General features: G+C 60.9%; 15 protein-coding genes. 7 read left to right on the top strand and 8 right to left on the bottom strand.

Annotated elements, in window-relative coordinates:
* Positions 1-144 precede the first annotated feature (144 nt).
* Complete coding sequence (gene mtnA / locus N5D61_RS18020; RefSeq protein WP_108237243.1) at positions 145-1,221, bottom strand: S-methyl-5-thioribose-1-phosphate isomerase; 1,077 nt, start codon at positions 1,219-1,221, stop codon at positions 145-147.
* Between the two features lie 227 nt (positions 1,222-1,448).
* Here mtnA and N5D61_RS18025 point away from each other — a divergent pair, with 227 nt between their 5' ends.
* The 5 genes from N5D61_RS18025 to N5D61_RS18045 all read left to right on the top strand — a co-directional run bounded on the left by N5D61_RS18025 (position 1,449) and on the right by N5D61_RS18045 (position 6,212).
* Positions 1,449-2,777 (top strand): TRZ/ATZ family hydrolase, encoded by a 1,329-nt coding sequence (locus tag N5D61_RS18025; RefSeq protein ID WP_279893731.1) that lies wholly within the window; start codon positions 1,449-1,451, stop codon positions 2,775-2,777.
* Positions 2,778-2,845: 68 nt separating this feature from the next.
* Positions 2,846-3,544 (top strand): bifunctional 2-polyprenyl-6-hydroxyphenol methylase/3-demethylubiquinol 3-O-methyltransferase UbiG, encoded by a 699-nt coding sequence (ubiG, locus tag N5D61_RS18030; RefSeq protein WP_279893732.1) that lies wholly within the window; start codon positions 2,846-2,848, stop codon positions 3,542-3,544.
* A gap of 3 nt (positions 3,545-3,547) precedes the next feature.
* Positions 3,548-4,219, top strand: coding sequence for an N-acetylmuramic acid 6-phosphate phosphatase MupP (gene mupP, locus N5D61_RS18035; RefSeq protein WP_108237246.1), 672 nt, complete (start codon positions 3,548-3,550; stop codon positions 4,217-4,219).
* A 73-nt stretch (positions 4,220-4,292) separates the two neighbouring features.
* Entirely contained in the window at positions 4,293-5,042 is a 750-nt protein-coding gene (locus tag N5D61_RS18040) for a YciK family oxidoreductase (RefSeq protein ID WP_279893733.1), read from the top strand.
* A gap of 243 nt (positions 5,043-5,285) precedes the next feature.
* Entirely contained in the window at positions 5,286-6,212 is a 927-nt protein-coding gene (locus N5D61_RS18045) for a GGDEF domain-containing protein (RefSeq protein ID WP_279893734.1), read from the top strand.
* Positions 6,213-6,218: 6 nt separating this feature from the next.
* Here the strand turns inward: N5D61_RS18045 and N5D61_RS18050 are convergent, their stop codons facing one another.
* From N5D61_RS18050 to N5D61_RS18080, 7 genes are all read right to left on the bottom strand, one after another.
* The gene (locus N5D61_RS18050; RefSeq protein WP_279893735.1) at positions 6,219-7,013 is read right to left on the bottom strand and encodes an iron-containing redox enzyme family protein; all 795 of its coding nucleotides are present in this window, start codon (positions 7,011-7,013) and stop codon (positions 6,219-6,221) included.
* Between the two features lie 35 nt (positions 7,014-7,048).
* On the bottom strand, positions 7,049-9,526 hold the full coding sequence (locus N5D61_RS18055; RefSeq protein ID WP_279893736.1) for an EAL domain-containing protein: 2,478 nt from the start codon (positions 9,524-9,526) through the stop codon (positions 7,049-7,051).
* Between the two features lie 272 nt (positions 9,527-9,798).
* A complete protein-coding gene (locus N5D61_RS18060; RefSeq protein WP_279893771.1) occupies positions 9,799-11,622 on the bottom strand; it encodes an ABC transporter ATP-binding protein in 1,824 nt (607 codons plus the stop codon).
* A 10-nt stretch (positions 11,623-11,632) separates the two neighbouring features.
* On the bottom strand, positions 11,633-12,235 hold the full coding sequence (locus N5D61_RS18065; protein WP_177411026.1) for a DsbA family protein: 603 nt from the start codon (positions 12,233-12,235) through the stop codon (positions 11,633-11,635).
* A gap of 36 nt (positions 12,236-12,271) precedes the next feature.
* On the bottom strand, positions 12,272-13,243 hold the full coding sequence (locus N5D61_RS18070) for a rhodanese-related sulfurtransferase (RefSeq protein ID WP_279893737.1): 972 nt from the start codon (positions 13,241-13,243) through the stop codon (positions 12,272-12,274).
* A gap of 278 nt (positions 13,244-13,521) precedes the next feature.
* Complete coding sequence (locus tag N5D61_RS18075) at positions 13,522-13,818, bottom strand: BolA family protein (RefSeq protein ID WP_108237254.1); 297 nt, start codon at positions 13,816-13,818, stop codon at positions 13,522-13,524.
* 12 nt (positions 13,819-13,830) lie between these two features.
* Positions 13,831-14,355 carry a DUF2059 domain-containing protein gene (locus N5D61_RS18080; RefSeq protein WP_108237255.1) on the bottom strand — a complete coding sequence of 175 codons (525 nt, stop codon included), beginning with the start codon at positions 14,353-14,355 and terminating at the stop codon, positions 13,831-13,833.
* A gap of 237 nt (positions 14,356-14,592) precedes the next feature.
* Between N5D61_RS18080 and N5D61_RS18085 the strand changes: the two genes are divergently transcribed.
* Both N5D61_RS18085 and N5D61_RS18090 read left to right on the top strand, forming a co-directional pair.
* Positions 14,593-15,987, top strand: coding sequence for a class II fumarate hydratase (locus tag N5D61_RS18085; protein WP_108237256.1), 1,395 nt, complete (start codon positions 14,593-14,595; stop codon positions 15,985-15,987).
* The gene (locus N5D61_RS18090) at positions 15,980-16,594 is read left to right on the top strand and encodes an NAD(P)H-dependent oxidoreductase (RefSeq protein WP_108237257.1); all 615 of its coding nucleotides are present in this window, start codon (positions 15,980-15,982) and stop codon (positions 16,592-16,594) included. The genes N5D61_RS18085 and N5D61_RS18090 overlap by 8 nt, the downstream gene beginning before the upstream one ends.
* The last annotated feature ends 25 nt before the right edge of the window (positions 16,595-16,619 follow it).

Raw genomic sequence — 16,619 nt, forward strand, 5'->3', positions numbered from 1 at the left:
CCGCCGGATGTTACCACAACCGTGGTCAGGCACGAAGCGTTTGAGCACGTCGAAAACGCGCCATTTCGCCAGCAGGGGCCTGAGAGGCGCCTACAGGGCGCGCCCGCCATTGCCCGGCACACCGTAGCGCCCGTGCCGAAATGCTCAATGGAGGCGTTTACGGCACATCAACTGCGCGATTTTGGCCGTATCGGGCCGCTCGACGACGCCCTTTTCGGTCACGATGACATCGATCAGGTCCGCCGGCGTCACGTCGAAGACCGGATTGATGGTGTCAACTTCCGCACCAAGACGCTGACCGCCGAGCGACAGGAGTTCGGCGCCAGCCCGCTCTGGCACAGAGATGTCCTCGCCACTGGCCAGGTTCAGGTCGATGGTCGAACTCGGTGCCACGACCATGAACCGCACACCATGGTGCATCGCTGCGACCGCCAGTTGGTAGGTACCGATCTTGCCGGCCACGTCACCATTGGCCGTGATGTGATCGGCTCCGACCACGACCCAGGTGATGCCCTTGGTCTTCATCAGGTGCGCGGCAGCCGAGTCGGCGCTGACAGTGACCGGAATCCCCTCGTTGGCCAGCTCCCAGGCCGTCAATCGCGAACCGTTCAGCCAAGGCCGGGTTTCTCCGGCGTAGACTCGCTCGATCATGCCTTCTATATAAGCGGCACGAATCACCCCCAGCGCGGTGCCGAAACCGCCTGTGGCGAGGGCACCGGCGCTGCTGTGAGTGAGGACGGTCTGCAGGTTGCCCTGCTGCTTGCGAATCAGCTCGGCGCCCAGTTGCGCCATGGTCAGGTTGGCCTCGCGGTCGCTTTCGTGAATGGCCATCGCCTCGGCCTCCATCACCGCGACCGGGTCCTCATGCGGCTTGATCCGGTAAAGCCGCTCGCGCATGCGGTTGAGCGCCCAGAAAAGGTTGGCCGCCGGGGACCAGGCATTGGCCAGCCTGTCGAAATCCTCCTCCAGTGCCATCTGCCAGTCACCGCCGGCCGCGATACGGTCCACCACCGCCAGCACCAGACCATAGGCCGCAGCGATACCAATGGCGGGCGCACCGCGCACCACCATCGCCTGAATGGCCGCGGCCACCTCATCTGCCGTGTCGTAGCGCAGCCAGGTCTCCTCGAAGGGCAAGGCCCGCTGGTCCAGCAGATACAACGCGCGGTCCCGCCAATCGATGGCTTTCACCTTCTCCGCAGCCAATAGTCGATCGCGCATTGCACACCCCACATAAAGAATTACCAAAGTCAGAGCATTCGGACCGCTCGTACCTCAAGCGATCACCGAACCTCAGCTTTCGCGCGCCACCTGGCTCGCACCATTTCACATGGCGCCTCGGATCAAATGGCCAGCGGCCAAAAAAGCCGCCGATTATAACGAGCCGCGAGTCAAGGTGCTCGGGTATACTTCGCCCTCCGCGTATTGCGCCACTGGAAGCCCGCGCCATGCCTCGTTCCGACGCCCCGCTTGACCTCCTCCTGTTGCCGGACTGGCTGGTGCCGGTCGAGCCCGCAGGTGTCGTCCTGCAACAGCACGGAATCGGCATTCGCAATGGCCTCGTCGCTTATATCGGCCCCAAGGCCGAAGCCTTGCGTCAGAACGCCGTCGAGGTTCGTGAGCTGCCAGGCATGCTGCTCGCCCCGGGCCTGATCAACGCCCATGGCCATGCGGCGATGACGCTGTTTCGCGGCCTTGCCGATGACCTGCCACTGATGACCTGGCTGCAGGATCACATCTGGCCTGCCGAGGGCAAATGGGTGGACGAAGACTTCGTTCGTGACGGCACCGACATTGCCATCGCCGAGCAGCTCAAAGGCGGCATCACCTGTTTTTCTGACATGTATTTCTTTCCAAAGGTCGCCTGCGACCGGGTGCACAACGGTGGCATTCGCGCACAGATCACCGTGCCCGTGCTCGACTTTCCGATACCAGGTGCTCGGAACGCCGACGAAGCGCTGCACATCGGCGTCGAACTGTTCAACGATCTGGCCCACCACGACCGCATCAAAGTCGCCATGGGGCCTCATGCGCCCTACACCGTCAGCGATGAGAACCTGGAGAAGATCCGGGTCATCGCCGACGAGCTGGATGCCGCGATCCACATGCACGTGCACGAAACGGCGTTCGAGGTGAACGAAGCCGTCAAGCAGCGCGGCGAACGCCCACTGGCACGCCTCAAGCGCCTGGGCCTGCTGGGGCCGCGCTTTCAGGCCGTGCACATGACCCAGATCAGCGACGAAGATCTGGCGATGCTCGTCGAGAGCAACACCAGCGTGATTCATTGCCCTGAATCGAACATGAAGCTGGCCAGCGGATTCTGCCCGGTCGAACGGCTGTGGCAGGCCGGGGTCAATGTCGCCATCGGCACCGATGGCGCAGCCAGCAACAATGATCTGGATCTGCTGGGGGAAACCCGCACCGCCGCCCTGCTGGCCAAGGCGGTTTCCGGTTCGGCCACTGCGCTGGACGCCCATCGCGCGCTGCGCATGGCAACGCTCAACGGGGCTCGGGCACTGGGCATCGAGGACCACACTGGCTCACTGGAGCTTGGCAAGGCTGCCGACATGGTCGCCTTCGACCTTACCGGGCTCGCGCAGCAACCGATCTACGATCCGGTCTCCCAACTGGTCTACGCCAGTGGCCGCGATTGCGTCACCCATGTCTGGGTCGCGGGCAAGGCGCTGCTGCAAGACAAGCGGTTGACCCGCATGGACGAGTCCGCGCTGATACGCACCGCCAAGGCCTGGGGCAACCGGATTGCCGCCAAGGGCTGAACCGATTTTCAACGTCACGGCACTGGCCGTGGCCTGACACCGAATCAAACGTTTCAGAGGGATCACATATGAGCAACGTCGACCACGCCGAAATCGCCAAATTCGAAGCACTGGCCCATCGCTGGTGGGACCGCAACAGCGAATTCAAACCGTTGCACGACATCAACCCGCTGCGGGTGAACTGGATCGACGAACGGGTCAGCCTGGCGGGCAAGAAAGTGCTCGACGTGGGTTGCGGCGGCGGCATTCTGAGCGAGGCGATGGCCCTGCGGGGCGCGTCCGTGACCGGGATCGACATGGGCGAAGCGCCGCTGGCCGTCGCGCAGCTGCATCAATTGGAGTCGGGCGTGAACGTCGAGTACCGCCAGATCACCGCCGAGGCCCTGGCCGAGGAAATGCCCGAGCAGTTCGATGTGGTGACCTGCCTCGAAATGCTCGAACACGTACCGGATCCTTCTTCGGTCATCCGTGCGTGCCACAAAATGGTCAAGCCGGGCGGGCAGGTGTTTTTTTCCACGATCAACCGCAATCCGAAGGCTTACCTGTTCGCGATCATCGGCGCCGAGTACATCATGAACCTGCTGCCGCGCGGCACCCATGACTTCAAGAAATTCATCCGCCCATCCGAGTTGGGCGCCTGGAGCCGCAGCACGGGCCTGACGGTCAAGGACATCATCGGACTGACCTACAACCCGCTGACCAAGCACTACAAACTGGCCGCCGACGTCGACGTCAACTACATGATCCAGACGCTGAGAGAGGGCTGATCCATGCGTTTGAGAGCAGTTCTTTTCGACATGGACGGCACGCTGCTCGACACCGCGCCGGACTTCATCGCGATCTGTCAGGGGATGCTGGCGGACCGAGGTTTTCCGGCGGTGGCGGACAAATTGATTCGGGACGAAATTTCCGGCGGGGCAAAGGCCATGGTGTCGGCCGCCTTCGCGATGTCGCCCAACGAACCGGAATTCGAGGCGCTGCGCCTGGAATTCCTCGAGCGTTACCAGCAAGACTGCGCGGTGCACACAGCCCTGTTCGAAGGGATGCCCGAGTTACTGGCCGATCTCGAAAAGGCCAGGTTGATCTGGGGGGTGGTCACCAACAAACCGGTACGCTTCGCTCAACCGATCATGGAGCGGCTGGGCCTGGATCAACGCTCGGCAGTCTTGATCTGTCCAGACCACGTGTCCAAGAGCAAGCCGGACCCCGAGCCGCTGTTGCTGGCGTGCAAGATGCTCGATCTCGACCCGGCCAGCGTGCTGTTCGTCGGTGACGACCTTCGCGATATCGAATCCGGCCGCGACGCCGGGACCAAGACCGCCGCCGTGCGCTACGGCTACATCCATCCCCACGACAACCCCGATCACTGGGGGGCAGACGTGGTCGTGGACCATCCGCTGGAGCTGCGCCGCGTGCTCGACAACGCACTGTGTAGCTGCTGAGAAGCCTGATCTGCCTCCGGCCCGAAGGGGCAGGAGGCAGAGGCACACCGGCTATCCATTCAAGGACCCTCCCATGTTCAACTACTCCGCCCGCCCCGATCTGCTCAAGAACCGCATCATTCTGGTCACCGGCGCAGGCCGTGGGATCGGTGCCGCAGCAGCCAGGACGTACGCCGCCCACGGCGCAACCGTGCTGTTGCTGGGCAAGACCGAATCGAACCTGACAACCGTCTACGACGAAATCGAAGCGGCCGGCCACCCGCAGCCGGTCGTCATCCCCTTCAATCTGGAAACCGCGCTGCCTTACCAGTACGACGAACTGGCCGCCATGATCGAAGCCCAATTCGGGCGCCTGGACGGGCTGTTGCATAACGCGTCGATCATCGGCCCTCGGACCCCGGTCGAGCAGTTATCCGGCGAGCACTTCATGCGCGTGATGCACGTCAACGTCAATGCGATGTTCATGCTGACCGCGGCGTTGTTACCGCTGCTGAAACTGTCGCAAGACGCTTCGGTGGTCTTCACGTCCAGCAGCGTGGGACGCAAGGGTCGCGCTTATTGGGGCGCGTATGGCGTGTCCAAATTCGCCACCGAAGGGTTGATGCAAACCCTGGCCGATGAACTGGAAGACGTGGCCTCGGTTCGCGCCAACAGCATCAACCCCGGAGGCACTCGCACCGAAATGCGCGCCCAGGCGTACCCGGCGGAAAACCCACTGAACAACCCGCCCCCCGAAGCGATCATGCCGGTCTACCTGTACCTGATGGGCCCCGACAGCAAAGGCGTCAACGGCCAGGCGTTCGACGCGCAGAAAAAGACATGACCTGCTGCGCGTCCCGCCCGGGCGCCATCACCTTTCATCCGCTCGACGGTTTTCCGTCGCTTCGCCGTAGTGGCTGGGTCACAGACCGGTTACGTTAGTCAACTCCAAGGCGCCGGAAATGTTCCTTGCCACTGTGAATGACGCTAACCCATTGATCTACATGACGGCTTTCGAAAGCAGGCAAACTGGCATGACTTTCGCTCCGTGCTCGTCAAGCCCTATTAAAGGTGCAGGAGCGAAAACATGAGTTTTCCACCCCCGACGAACGCCATCGATTTTGACAGCGCACGGCTTCAGCGCCTGGGCCTGGTCAGCGTCAACAGCACCGTGCAGCCACCGCTGGATGAAGAGCAATTGCGGCGCAAACTGGCCCTGCAACTGCAGAGCAGTCTGGAAGCGGACAAGATCCTTTCGATGTTCTTTGACAGTGTTCAGCCCTTGATCCCGCTCGGCGCGCTGATTTACCAGCACGGGGACACCGATCTGCGCCTTGAGCTCGGCGAGCGCGGGCGGCATAGCGCCAGCTACCGCATGAGTTTCGAGGGCGAGCCTCTGGGAGAATTCGGCTTTCAACGAGACCGACGCTTCAACGAGCCGGAACTGGCGCAACTGGAGTCCCTGCTGGGCAGCCTGCTGTACCCGCTTCGCAACGCTTTGCTGTACCGCCATGCCAGCCTCAGCGCCCTGCGCGACCCGTTGACCGGGGCAGGCAATCGCATTGCCATGGAGCAATCGCTGACACGGGAAATAGAAATTGCGCGCCGCCAGCAGCAACCGCTATCGGTGTTAATGCTGGATATCGATCATTTCAAGACCATCAACGACACCTATGGCCATGCCACGGGGGATGGGGTTTTGAAAGTTGTCACCCGCACCATCAAGGATCGTCTGCGCAATATCGATCAGGTGTTCAGGTTTGGCGGAGAAGAATTTCTGATCGTGCTGACCAATACCGGTCGTGAGTCGGCTGCGCTGGTCGGCGAACGCCTGCGTCACGCGGCTCTGCAGCTTACCCTTCCCGTCGAGGGTTCTCCGATCGAGTTGACTGTCAGCCTGGGTTGCTCGACGCTGCTGCCGGGAGAGTCCCCCGACAGCCTGTTGCGTCGCGCCGACAGCGCCCTTTATGCGGCCAAGCGTCAGGGCCGGAACCGTCTTGAAATGGCAGGTTAAGCGGGTTCAGGCACGCGCGAAACGACGCTCTCGCAACGCCCCGCTCGCTTCCTGCGGGCGTTCCAGAACCATGCAGCGCTCCAGAAACAAGTACATGTACTCATAACTTTTGCAGATTGCCATTCTCAGGTCGGCCTGCAATTGCTCGCTGGGGTTGTTGCCCGCCAACGTGCAAATGATCTCCAGGGCTTCCCAAGGGTGCGAATCGTCATACTGCGCGTGCATCTTCAGCCATTTCATGGCGCGCTTGCGGATCTCCGGCGGGAACAAATCTGCGTAGGTTTCTTGTGAACATACGACAGCAGACCACTCACCGGTAGCGCCCTCGATGGCGTAGTTGGTGGCTGCGATGGCAACGACCAGCGGCTCCGACGAACAACTGTGCCAGCACCAGTGATTGAGTGCGTGCAGCTCGGACGGAACCCGTTGCGCTTGCAGGTCTTGCAGGGTGACCCCGTGGGCCGCGCTCCAATTTACCCAGTAATCGGCATGGTTGAGCTCGACCCTGATATTGCGCATCAACCAGCGACGCGCCATGTCTTCTCCCGGATGCCGGGCGAAACGGGTTTTGGTCAGGTTCTGAGCCATATAGACCGCAAACTGTTCGACAACAGGCCATCCACCAATCAGGTATTGGCGCATGGTCCTCGAACTGAGCTGACCATCTCGCATGCGTTGATAAAGTTCATGCCCTACCACGCGAGCCTTGGCTTCACTGCAATCCTCGATCAATTGCTGTGCCCAAGCCGGGTAACTGCTGGCATCCATCAGCGGACCGGTTCTAATGAACATATCGATCACTGTGTAGCTCCTAGTTTTATGTTGCATGGGGTCGCTCAGCGAAAAGTCCCAGGTGCGCTGAACAACATGGGGGTCTGCCTCGCGGGCCGTGCGTGCAGACATTCACAGGTGAATAATTGCGGCCGCTCAATAACATACCCCTGAGCGTAGTCCACCCCGATTTCCAATAACGCCTGCTCTATCTGAGGGCTCTCGACGAACTCGGCGATCGTCTGTTTGCCCATCACGTGCCCGATATGGTTAATCACTTCCACCATCGCCCGGTTGACCGGATCGTCGAGCATGTCTTTTACGAAACTGCCATCAATCTTGAGAAAATCCACAGGCAAATGTTTCAAGTAAGCGAATGACGACATGCCTGCACAGAAGTCATCCAAGGAAAACCGACATCCCAGACTTTTGAGCTCGTTAATGAACCGAATGGCGCTGCCCAAATTGGCGATCGCACTGGTTTCGGTGATCTCGAAACAGATAAGTTCAGGAGGAATTGCATAAATCTGGAACTGCTGTCGCAAATATTCGAGAAAAGCGTCATCGCCGATGCTGGAGCCGGACAAGTTGATGGCGCATACCGCCATCGGCCCTTGCCGGTGATTGTCCTGCAAACAGTCGGCGATCACCTTGAACACGTTCTGCACCACCCAGCGATCCAGCGTCGTCATCATGCCGTATCGCTCGGCGGCAGGAATGAAACTGTCCGGCAGGATCAGGCGGCCGGATTCATCCTTGAGCCGCAGCAAAATCTCGACATGGCCGCTGTCCGCGTGGCCATCCAACGCCCCACGGTTACCCAGGTAGGCGATTTCCTGAGAGTAGAGACAGAAGCGATTGTCCTCTAGGGCCATATGAAGACGCTGAATCCACGCCATTTCGCCAAAGCGGGTCGACAGCTCCGAGTCGTCATCGTGATACACCTGCACGCGGTTGCGACCTTTCTCCTTGGCCATGTAGCAGGCCATGTCCGCCGCACGTAGGGACGCCTCAAGGGTGGTGGGTGAGTTCGATACATGAACCAGACCGATACTGACCGTGGTCATGAACGGTCGGCCCTTCCATACGAAATGCAGGCTTTCGACGGTCTGTCGCAGACCTTCAGCGATTTTCTCCGCCGCATCCGGCGCGCAATGCTCCAGCAGGATCCCGAACTCGTCGCCCCCCAGCCTGGCCAGGGTGTCCCCGTCACGGATGCCTTGCTGCAGCAAAGCACAGATATGCCGGAGTAATTCGTCGCCCGCCGCGTGGCCGCAGGTGTCGTTGACCAGCTTGAACTGGTCCAGGTCAAGGAACATCACCGCATGGTGCCCCGGCTGATGGGCCAAACCGTTCAAGGCCAGTTCGAGCCGGTATTCGAATTCACGACGGTTGGCCAGCCCGGTCAATGCATCGTGGGTCGCTTGCCAGGACAGATTAGCGATGTATTGCCGCTCCTGGGTCATGTCATGGAGCACCAACACTGCCCCGCTGACGTTGCCGTCGGTGCGGATTGGAGAGCCCACCAAGGCAACGGAAACCGTGCTGCCATCCAGCCGCTGAATGAGTTTGGAGTTTTCGCTGCCGCCAGCCAGCTTTCCACTCAAAATGTGCTCAATCAGGGTGGAGCTGTCTTTCTGGTCGTTTTCATCGAGCAGGTTGAACAACGCAGCGAGGGGCAGCCCGGTTGCCTGGTCGCTTTTCCAATGGGTCAGCAGTTCAGCCGCAGGATTAAGGTAGGTGATGCCGCCATTGACGTCTGTGGTGATGACCCCGTCGCCGATGGATTCCAAGGTGATCTGCGCCCGCTCCTTCTCGACCTGCAAGGCTGCGGCAAAGGCATGACGCTGCTCCAGCAATTTATGGGTCCGCAACAGCGCGAGAATGATCAGCAGCACGGCAGTGGTGAGATTGACCACCACCAGGATCCGCAAGATGAGGCGTGAGCCTTCCCCCAGCGCATCGCTGAAGGCCATCGCCGCGGGTGTAACACCTTCATTGATCGCGTTGATGCGCTGTCGCCAAGCCAGCACATCGGCATTGGTGGCGCTGCCATCGACGATGCGCCCGTGCATTTGCCGAGCGACTTCATCCAGCTCCACGAGGTAGTTGTCACCGATCTTCCACAGGTCGATGGCTTTTTCCAAATAGCTGAAATGCCGGAAATTGAGGTAGAGCCAAATGATGCCTCGGGCATCGTCGGGATGGTTACCACCCTGCAGAATGCCTGCATTGGCGCGCGCGATGTCGGGAACCGGCTGATCCATGGCCACCCGCAGGTCGTGCCCGCCCTGAGGAATGGCAATGGCCTTCTGATATTTCAGGTAATCGATCTCGTCGCGACTGTTGGCGTAGAGATTCAAATAATAAATGGCATCTTTTTGGCCCTTCGACCAGAGGCTCTCTCCCCCCACATAACTGCGCACAGCCGACATCATGTACAGGCTGATGCAACCCAGGAGTGCCTGTAACAGCACCACTGCGATGAATGGCCAGACGATGCCCAGAAGACGGGGCTTCTCGAGAATCCGCTTTTGCTTCATGGTGTCCCTTTCATCAGCACTGCCAGATACTCACTTCCCCGACTCAGGCGACCTCCTGAGAACCCGGGACTCGGCTAATTTCCACGATGCAGCGGCTTGCCTCTAATCGCCACCCGAATGAGCCGATGCCACCACTCAAGGGGATAGAGACGTAAATATGACGCTTTTTACACTTTCATTGAATACAGCGCTCAAGCATAGCCCAAGAATTGACGTGTTCCACTGGCGATACGCCATTTGAGAGAAGGATTGAAAAAAACCGACAGGCTGTATCACACCTGTTGCAGGTGACCGTACAAGCGAGCGTAGAGACCGCCTTCGGCGATGAGCTGTTGATGATCACCGTCTTCGGCAATTCGACCGCCGTCGAACACTAGCACCCGATCGGCTTGCTTCACGGCGGACAGACGGTGCGCGATGATCAATGTCGTGCGCCCCATGAGAAAGCGGTTGAGCGCCTGATGCAGGTTGTACTCGGTGGCCGCATCCAGCGCCGAGGTGGCCTCATCGAGGATCACCACCTTTGGATCGGCAAGCACCATCCGCGCAATGGCCAGCCGCTGCCGCTGGCCGCCGGAGAGGCGCACCCCGGAACGGCCAACCACGCTGTCCAACCCTTGCGGCAGCGCCCGAATCGTGTCATCCAGTTGAGCAATTTCCAAGGCTTGCCAGCAGGCCTCGTCGCTGCGCTCGCGTCCCATCGACAGGTTGGCACGCACGGTGTCGTTGAACAGCGCCGGGTGTTGCAGCACCACGGCGACATGCTCGCGAACCGTTTCCAGGCCAATCTCTTCCAGGGTCGCGCCGCCGAAGCGGATACTGCCCGCCCGAGCGCTGTACAAGCCAAGCAGCAATTGGACCAGCGTGCTCTTGCCGCCGCCGCTGGCGCCGACGATGGCGACCTTCTCCCCTGCTGTGATGCTGAGGTCGAGGTGGTCGAGCACCGGCTCTTCGTGGTAGCCGAAGCACAGGCCTCGCACATCGATGCCCACCGTCTTGCGACCGAGAAAAGGGTTGATGCGAGCTTCATATCGCGGCTCATCGGCGCGGGCCAACAGCTCGTTGATGCGCGTCAGTGCGCCGCCCGCCGCATAGAAGGCGTATTGCAAGTTCAGCAGTTGCTCGACCGGCCCGATCATGAACCACAGGTAGCTGAACACAGCCAGCATGTGGCCGATGGAGAGGTCCGAGAACAGGACGGTCAACATCGCCGCTGCGCGAAAGATGTCGATGCCGAACTGGAACAGCAGCCCACTGGCACGGCCTGACGCATCGCTTTTCCATTGCGAAGACACCGCGTAGTCGCGGACTTCCCTGGCGCGCCCGCCCAAAAGCCCCAGGAAATAGCCCTGCCGATTTCCGGCACGGATCTCCTGAATGGCGTCGAGGGTTTCGGTGAGCGCCTGGGTGAAGCGCGAAGTGCTGTCATTCTCAAGCTTCTTGAGGTGTTTGACGCGCTTGCCCAGCTTGACGGTGGCGTAAATCACCAACGGGTTGAACAGCAGGATGAGCAGGGCCAGTTGCCAGTGCATCCACACCAGGATCGCCGCCGTGCCCGTCAGCGTCAGCATCGCCACGAGGAACTTGCTCAGGGTTTCGCCAACGAATTTGTCCAGCGTGTCCAGGTCAGTCACCAGATGCGCTGTCACCGTACCGCTGCCCAGGCTTTCATATTCTCCCAGGGAAATCCGTTTGAGCCGCTCGATCAGGCGGACACGAATCCGATAGACAATGTCTTTGGACAGGCCCGCGAACAGCCGGGCCTGAATGACGTTGAACAGCAACGCCCCCAAACGTAGGCACAAGGTGGTTAGCAGCATCAAGCCGATATAGCCCACCGGCTTGTGCAGGCTTTCCGGCAAAAAGTGATTCATGAACAACAGGGCGCCATTACCTTTGCCCAGTAACACTTCATCGACCAACAGCGGCAGCAGCAGAGGGATCGGCACCGAGCACAGCACCGCCAGAACCGCGACGCCGTTGGCGATCCATAGGGCTTTCTTGTGGGTCAGGGCCAGGCGGCGAATCTGCGCCCAGTCAAGGCGATCGCCCCGCCCAGCGGCACCCTCTACGACCGCTCTGTCCGAAGTCTCGATGTCGGAAGCGTCACGCACAGGCCGCGCGCTCCAGCCACCGACCGAGCAACGGCGCCAACGCTTCCAGAGGCTGGTAGCCGTTGGTCAGCAAGGCCAACTGGCCGTCGCGCTCGGCCAGCAAGGTCGGGAAACCGGCAATGCCCAGGTCTTGCACCCAAGCGAAATCCGACGCGGTGGCGGCGTGCTGCTCGGCACTGTCGAACGCTGCGGCGAACTCGATCCGCGGCAGCCCCGCCCGTTCGGCCAGCTCGGCCAGCACCGAGGCCTTGGTAGTGTCCCGCCCCTGGAGGTAGAACGCCCGCTGGATTTGCCCGACCAGTTTCCAGGCGATGTCCGGCGCCAGGCTGCGAGCAGCAACGATGGCGCGGCAGGCCGGTTCTGTGTCATAGACAAAACCGTCAGGCAAAGCGTCTTCGAATTTGAACGACTGACCCGTCGTTTCCTGAACGGCACGCCAGTGTTCCAGGATGTAGCGTTTGGTCGTGGGTTCCAGGGCTGCCCCACTGCCGGTGCGCAAACCGCCCAGCACCAGGTGCAACGGCACGCCAGCCGCATCCGCCTGCTCGACCAGTGCTTCGGCGACCGGCGCGAAGCCCCAGCACCATGAACACATCGGGTCCATCACATAAAGCAGGCGAGCGGGCATGGTTCAAGCCTCGTGGGTCTGTTTTTCTTCCGTTTGAGCATCCAGCAAGCGGTAGTTGCGACCGATGGGGTGCGGCTGATTGCGTGCCTTGGCCAGTTCGATCTGCTTCTGCCGGTCGATGGCGCTGCGACGGGTCTTCTCGCTCAGCGTATCCCAGCAGTGCGGGCAACTGACGCCCGGCGAATAATGCTCGCTGGCACGGTCTTCGGCGCTGATCGGCGTGCGGCAGGCGTGGCATTGATCGTAGTCACCCTCGCTCAGATCGTGGCGCACGGTCACGCGGTTGTCGAACACGAAGCAGTCGCCGCGCCAGGCGCTTTCTTGCTGCGGGACTTCCTCGAGGTATTTGAGGATGCCGCCCTTGAGGTGATAGACCTCTTCGAAGCCCTCACCGAGCATATAGCTCGACGCCTTTTCACAGCGAATGCCGCCCGTGCAGAACATCGCGACCTTCTTGTGCTTCGCCGGGTCGAAGTGCGCCTTGATGTAGTCCGGGAACTCGCGGAAGGTGGTGGTTTTCGGGTCGATGGCGCCTTCGAAGGTGCCGATGGACACTTCGTAGTCGTTGCGGGTGTCGATCAGCAGGACTTCAGGGTCAGCGATCAAAGCGTTCCAGTCTCGCGGTTCGACGTAGGTGCCCACGGCCTTGTTCGGATCGACGCCGGGTACGCCCAACGTGACGATCTCTTTTTTCAGCTTCACCTTGGTGCGATAGAACGGCTGCTCGTCACAGTAAGATTCCTTGTGGTCGACGTCGACCAGACGCGGATCGTTGCGCAACCAGGCCAGCAGACCATCAATGCCCTCGCGGGTACCGGACACTGTGCCATTGATGCCTTCTTCTGCCAGCAGCAAGGTGCCTTTGACGCCGTTGTCAACCAAGGTCTTGAGCAGGGGTTCACGCAGCTCGACGTAGTCAGTCAAGGTGACGAATTTGTACAGCGCCGCGACGACGATAGGTGCGGGTTGAGTCATGTTGCATCTCCAGGTGGTGACCCTCGCAAAGGGCCTACCGGATGAAAATTCGATGGAAAGCGCGCTGATTGGGCAACGCGGCGCGGATTCTATCAAACATCGGCGACGAGCAGACAGGGTGGTGATCGATGGGGAGATTGACGCAAATCAATAGAGAAGAGAGCAGCGCACCGCAGGAGCGTGCTTGCCCGCGATGGCGTCGTGTCAGTCAACTGTCCGACATAGACGATAGCATTCGCGGGCAAGCACGCTCCTACAGGACTCAGCGCGACTAAGGCTCAGTCATGCCCCCCGGCACAGGTCGGCGACGCGGGCGCGGCGCCCAGCTTCGCCCACTCTTGCGGGGTATAGGTGTGCAGCGCCAGGGCATGAAACTCACCCATCAACCCCCCCAGCAGGCCATAGACCTTCTGGTGGCGCTTGACGGCATTGAGGCCAGCGAACTGTTCGCTGACCACCACGGCCTTGTAATGGGTGTCGGTGCCACGGCTGTGCATATGGCTTTCGTTGAGCACCTGCAGGTACTCAGGCTGAAAGACCGCCAACGCCGATTCGATACGCTGTTGCATGCTCATGTGAGGTTTCGCTTATGGCTTCTTGGCCGGGGCGCCCTTGGCGGCTGCCGGGGTCAGCTCCTTGGTCATCGACTCCAGCAGACCGGTGACCACAGGTACTGCCGGTTGCAGTTTGTCCTGAGTCAGCTGGAACGACTGCTGGCTGATCTGCGGCATCTTGGCCTGGACCTTCTTGCCCAGTGGCGATTCATAGAACGCGACCAGGTCCTTGAGCTCCTGCTCGGTGAAGTTGTCGGTGTACAGCTTGACCATGTCAGGCTGCAGCTTGTCCCAGCCAATGGCCTTGTCCAGTGCAGCGTTGGCCTGGGCCTGGTATTTCTCCAGCACGGCTTTCTTGGAATCCGGGGCTTTGGTTTCGGCGAAGCGCTGAGCGAACATTTGCTGCGCTTGCATGTAGATAGGCGCACCCAACTGGTCGGCGTGAGCCAGTTTGAGGAACGCTACGGCACTGGCCTCATGGCTGGCGGTGGCAGCAAAAGCCTGGCCGCTGGCACATACCAGAGCGACCGCAGCACAGAGAGCGCGAAGACGGGTCATCGAGTTTCCTTATCTAGCAGGCGAGGCTGAACCCCAAGGGCCGACATTCTGCGCCCCTTTTCCCCCCGCGCTCAACCCCCGCCGCTACGAGCGGTCGTACCATCGCCGGATCCACTACAGTTCATCGCTGCATGAGCCGCTTTTTCGCACACCCGTGCTACCGCGCAGCCGCCGATGGGAACCGAACCGGCCTGCGGGGTACTAAACTGCGCTATTCGACCCCAAGGAGTGATTCCAGTGAGCCGTACCGAAACCGACAGCATAGGTCCGATCGAAGTCCCCGAAGACGCTTACTGGGGGGCTCAAACGCAACGCTCTCTGATCAACTTCGCCATCGGGCAGGAGCACATGCCGCTGCCCGTACTGCATGCGCTGGCGCTGATCAAGAAGGCCGCCGCCCGGGTCAACGACCGCAACGGTGACCTGCCGGCCGACATCGCGCGACTGATCGAGCAGTCTGCCAATGAAGTGCTTGGTGGCAAATTCGACGACCAGTTCCCTCTGGTGGTGTGGCAGACCGGCAGCGGCACGCAGAGCAACATGAACGTCAATGAAGTGATCGCTGGACGTGCCAACGAACTGTCGGGGAAAGGCCGTGGCGGCAAATCCCCGGTGCACCCCAACGACCACGTCAACCGCTCGCAGAGCTCCAACGATTGCTTCCCGACCGCCATGCACATCGCTGCGGCGCAAGCGGTCAAAGAGCAGTTGCTGCCCGCCATCGCCGAGCTGTCCGCCGGTATTGCCGAGCAGTCGGCGCGCCATATGAAGCTGGTGAAGACCGGGCGCACCCACATGATGGACGCCACGCCTATCACCTTCGGGCAGGAGCTGTCGGCCTATGTCGCACAACTGGACTACGCCGAAAAGAGCATTCGTGCGGCCCTGCCGGCTGTTTGTGAGCTGGCCCAGGGCGGCACGGCAGTGGGCACGGGACTGAACGCGCCCCACGGTTTCGCCGAGGCCGTCGCGGCCGAACTGGCGGCGCTGTCGGGCCTGCCGTTCGTGACCGCACCGAACAAATTCGCCGCGTTGGCCGGCCATGAGCCACTGACAGCACTGTCCGGGGCACTGAAAACCCTGGCCGTGACCTTGATGAAAATTGCCAACGATTTGCGGCTGTTGGGCTCCGGCCCACGGGCTGGCCTGGCGGAGGTCAAGCTGCCTGCCAACGAGCCGGGCAGTTCGATCATGCCCGGCAAGGTCAACCCCACCCAATGCGAAGCGCTGTCAATGCTGGCCTGCCAGGTCATGGGCAACGACGCCACGATCGCCTTCGCGGCGAGCCAGGGCCATCTGCAACTGAACGTGTTCAAGCCGGTGATCATTCACAACGTGCTGCAATCGATTCGACTGCTGGGCGACGGTTGCCGCAACTTCAATGAACACTGCATCGCCGGCCTGGAGCCTGACGCCGGAAAAATGGCCGAGCACCTGGAACGTGGCCTGATGCTGGTCACCGCGCTGAACCCGCACATTGGCTATGACAAATCGGCACAGATTGCCAAGAAGGCTTACAGCGAGGGGCTGACGTTGCGCGAAGCGGCCCTGCAACTGGGCTTCTTGACCGATGCCGAATTCGACGCCTGGGTACGCCCGGAAAAAATGCTCGAGGCGGGCAGCAATGGCTGACCCGATCAGCGGTGCCACTCCCCTGGAGGGCTATGGCAAACGCATTCTGATGGTCATTGGCTCGCCGAAGACCATCAGTCTTTGCCACGCGCTGGGCGACGCCTACGCCCAGGGCGCGCGCAGTCAGGGCCATGTGGTGCGCGTGCTCAAACTGGAGGAGCTGCAATTCGACCCCACGCTGCACAACGGCTATGCGTCGAGCCAGACGCTGGAGCACGACCTGCTCGAAGCCCAGCGAGAAATCCACTGGGCCCAGCATCTGGTTTTCGTCTATCCGGTATGGTGGGGCGGGCTGCCCAGCCTGCTCAGCGGGTTCTTCGAACGGGTGCTGATGCCCGGTTTCGCATTCAAGGCCCACGGGCGTCATCACCCCAGCAATGAATTGCTCAAAGGACGGACTGCGGAAATGCTGGTCACACTGGACACGCCTTCACGCTATTTCCGTTGGGTGTTCAAAGCGCCCGCCCACCGGCAGATCAAACACGCGATCCTCGAGTTCTGCGGCATCAAGACCACTCGACTGACAGAATTTTCCCCGGTCAGAACGTCGTCGGAGGAACAACGCCAGCAGTGGATTCACCAGGCGGAGGCTCTGGGCAGGCGTTGACGCATGGCCACCACAGGCCAGTACG

Origin of the sequence: Pseudomonas sp. GD03842 (assembly GCF_029841165.1) — a bacterium.
Taxonomy (GTDB): Bacteria; Pseudomonadota; Gammaproteobacteria; order Pseudomonadales; family Pseudomonadaceae; genus Aquipseudomonas.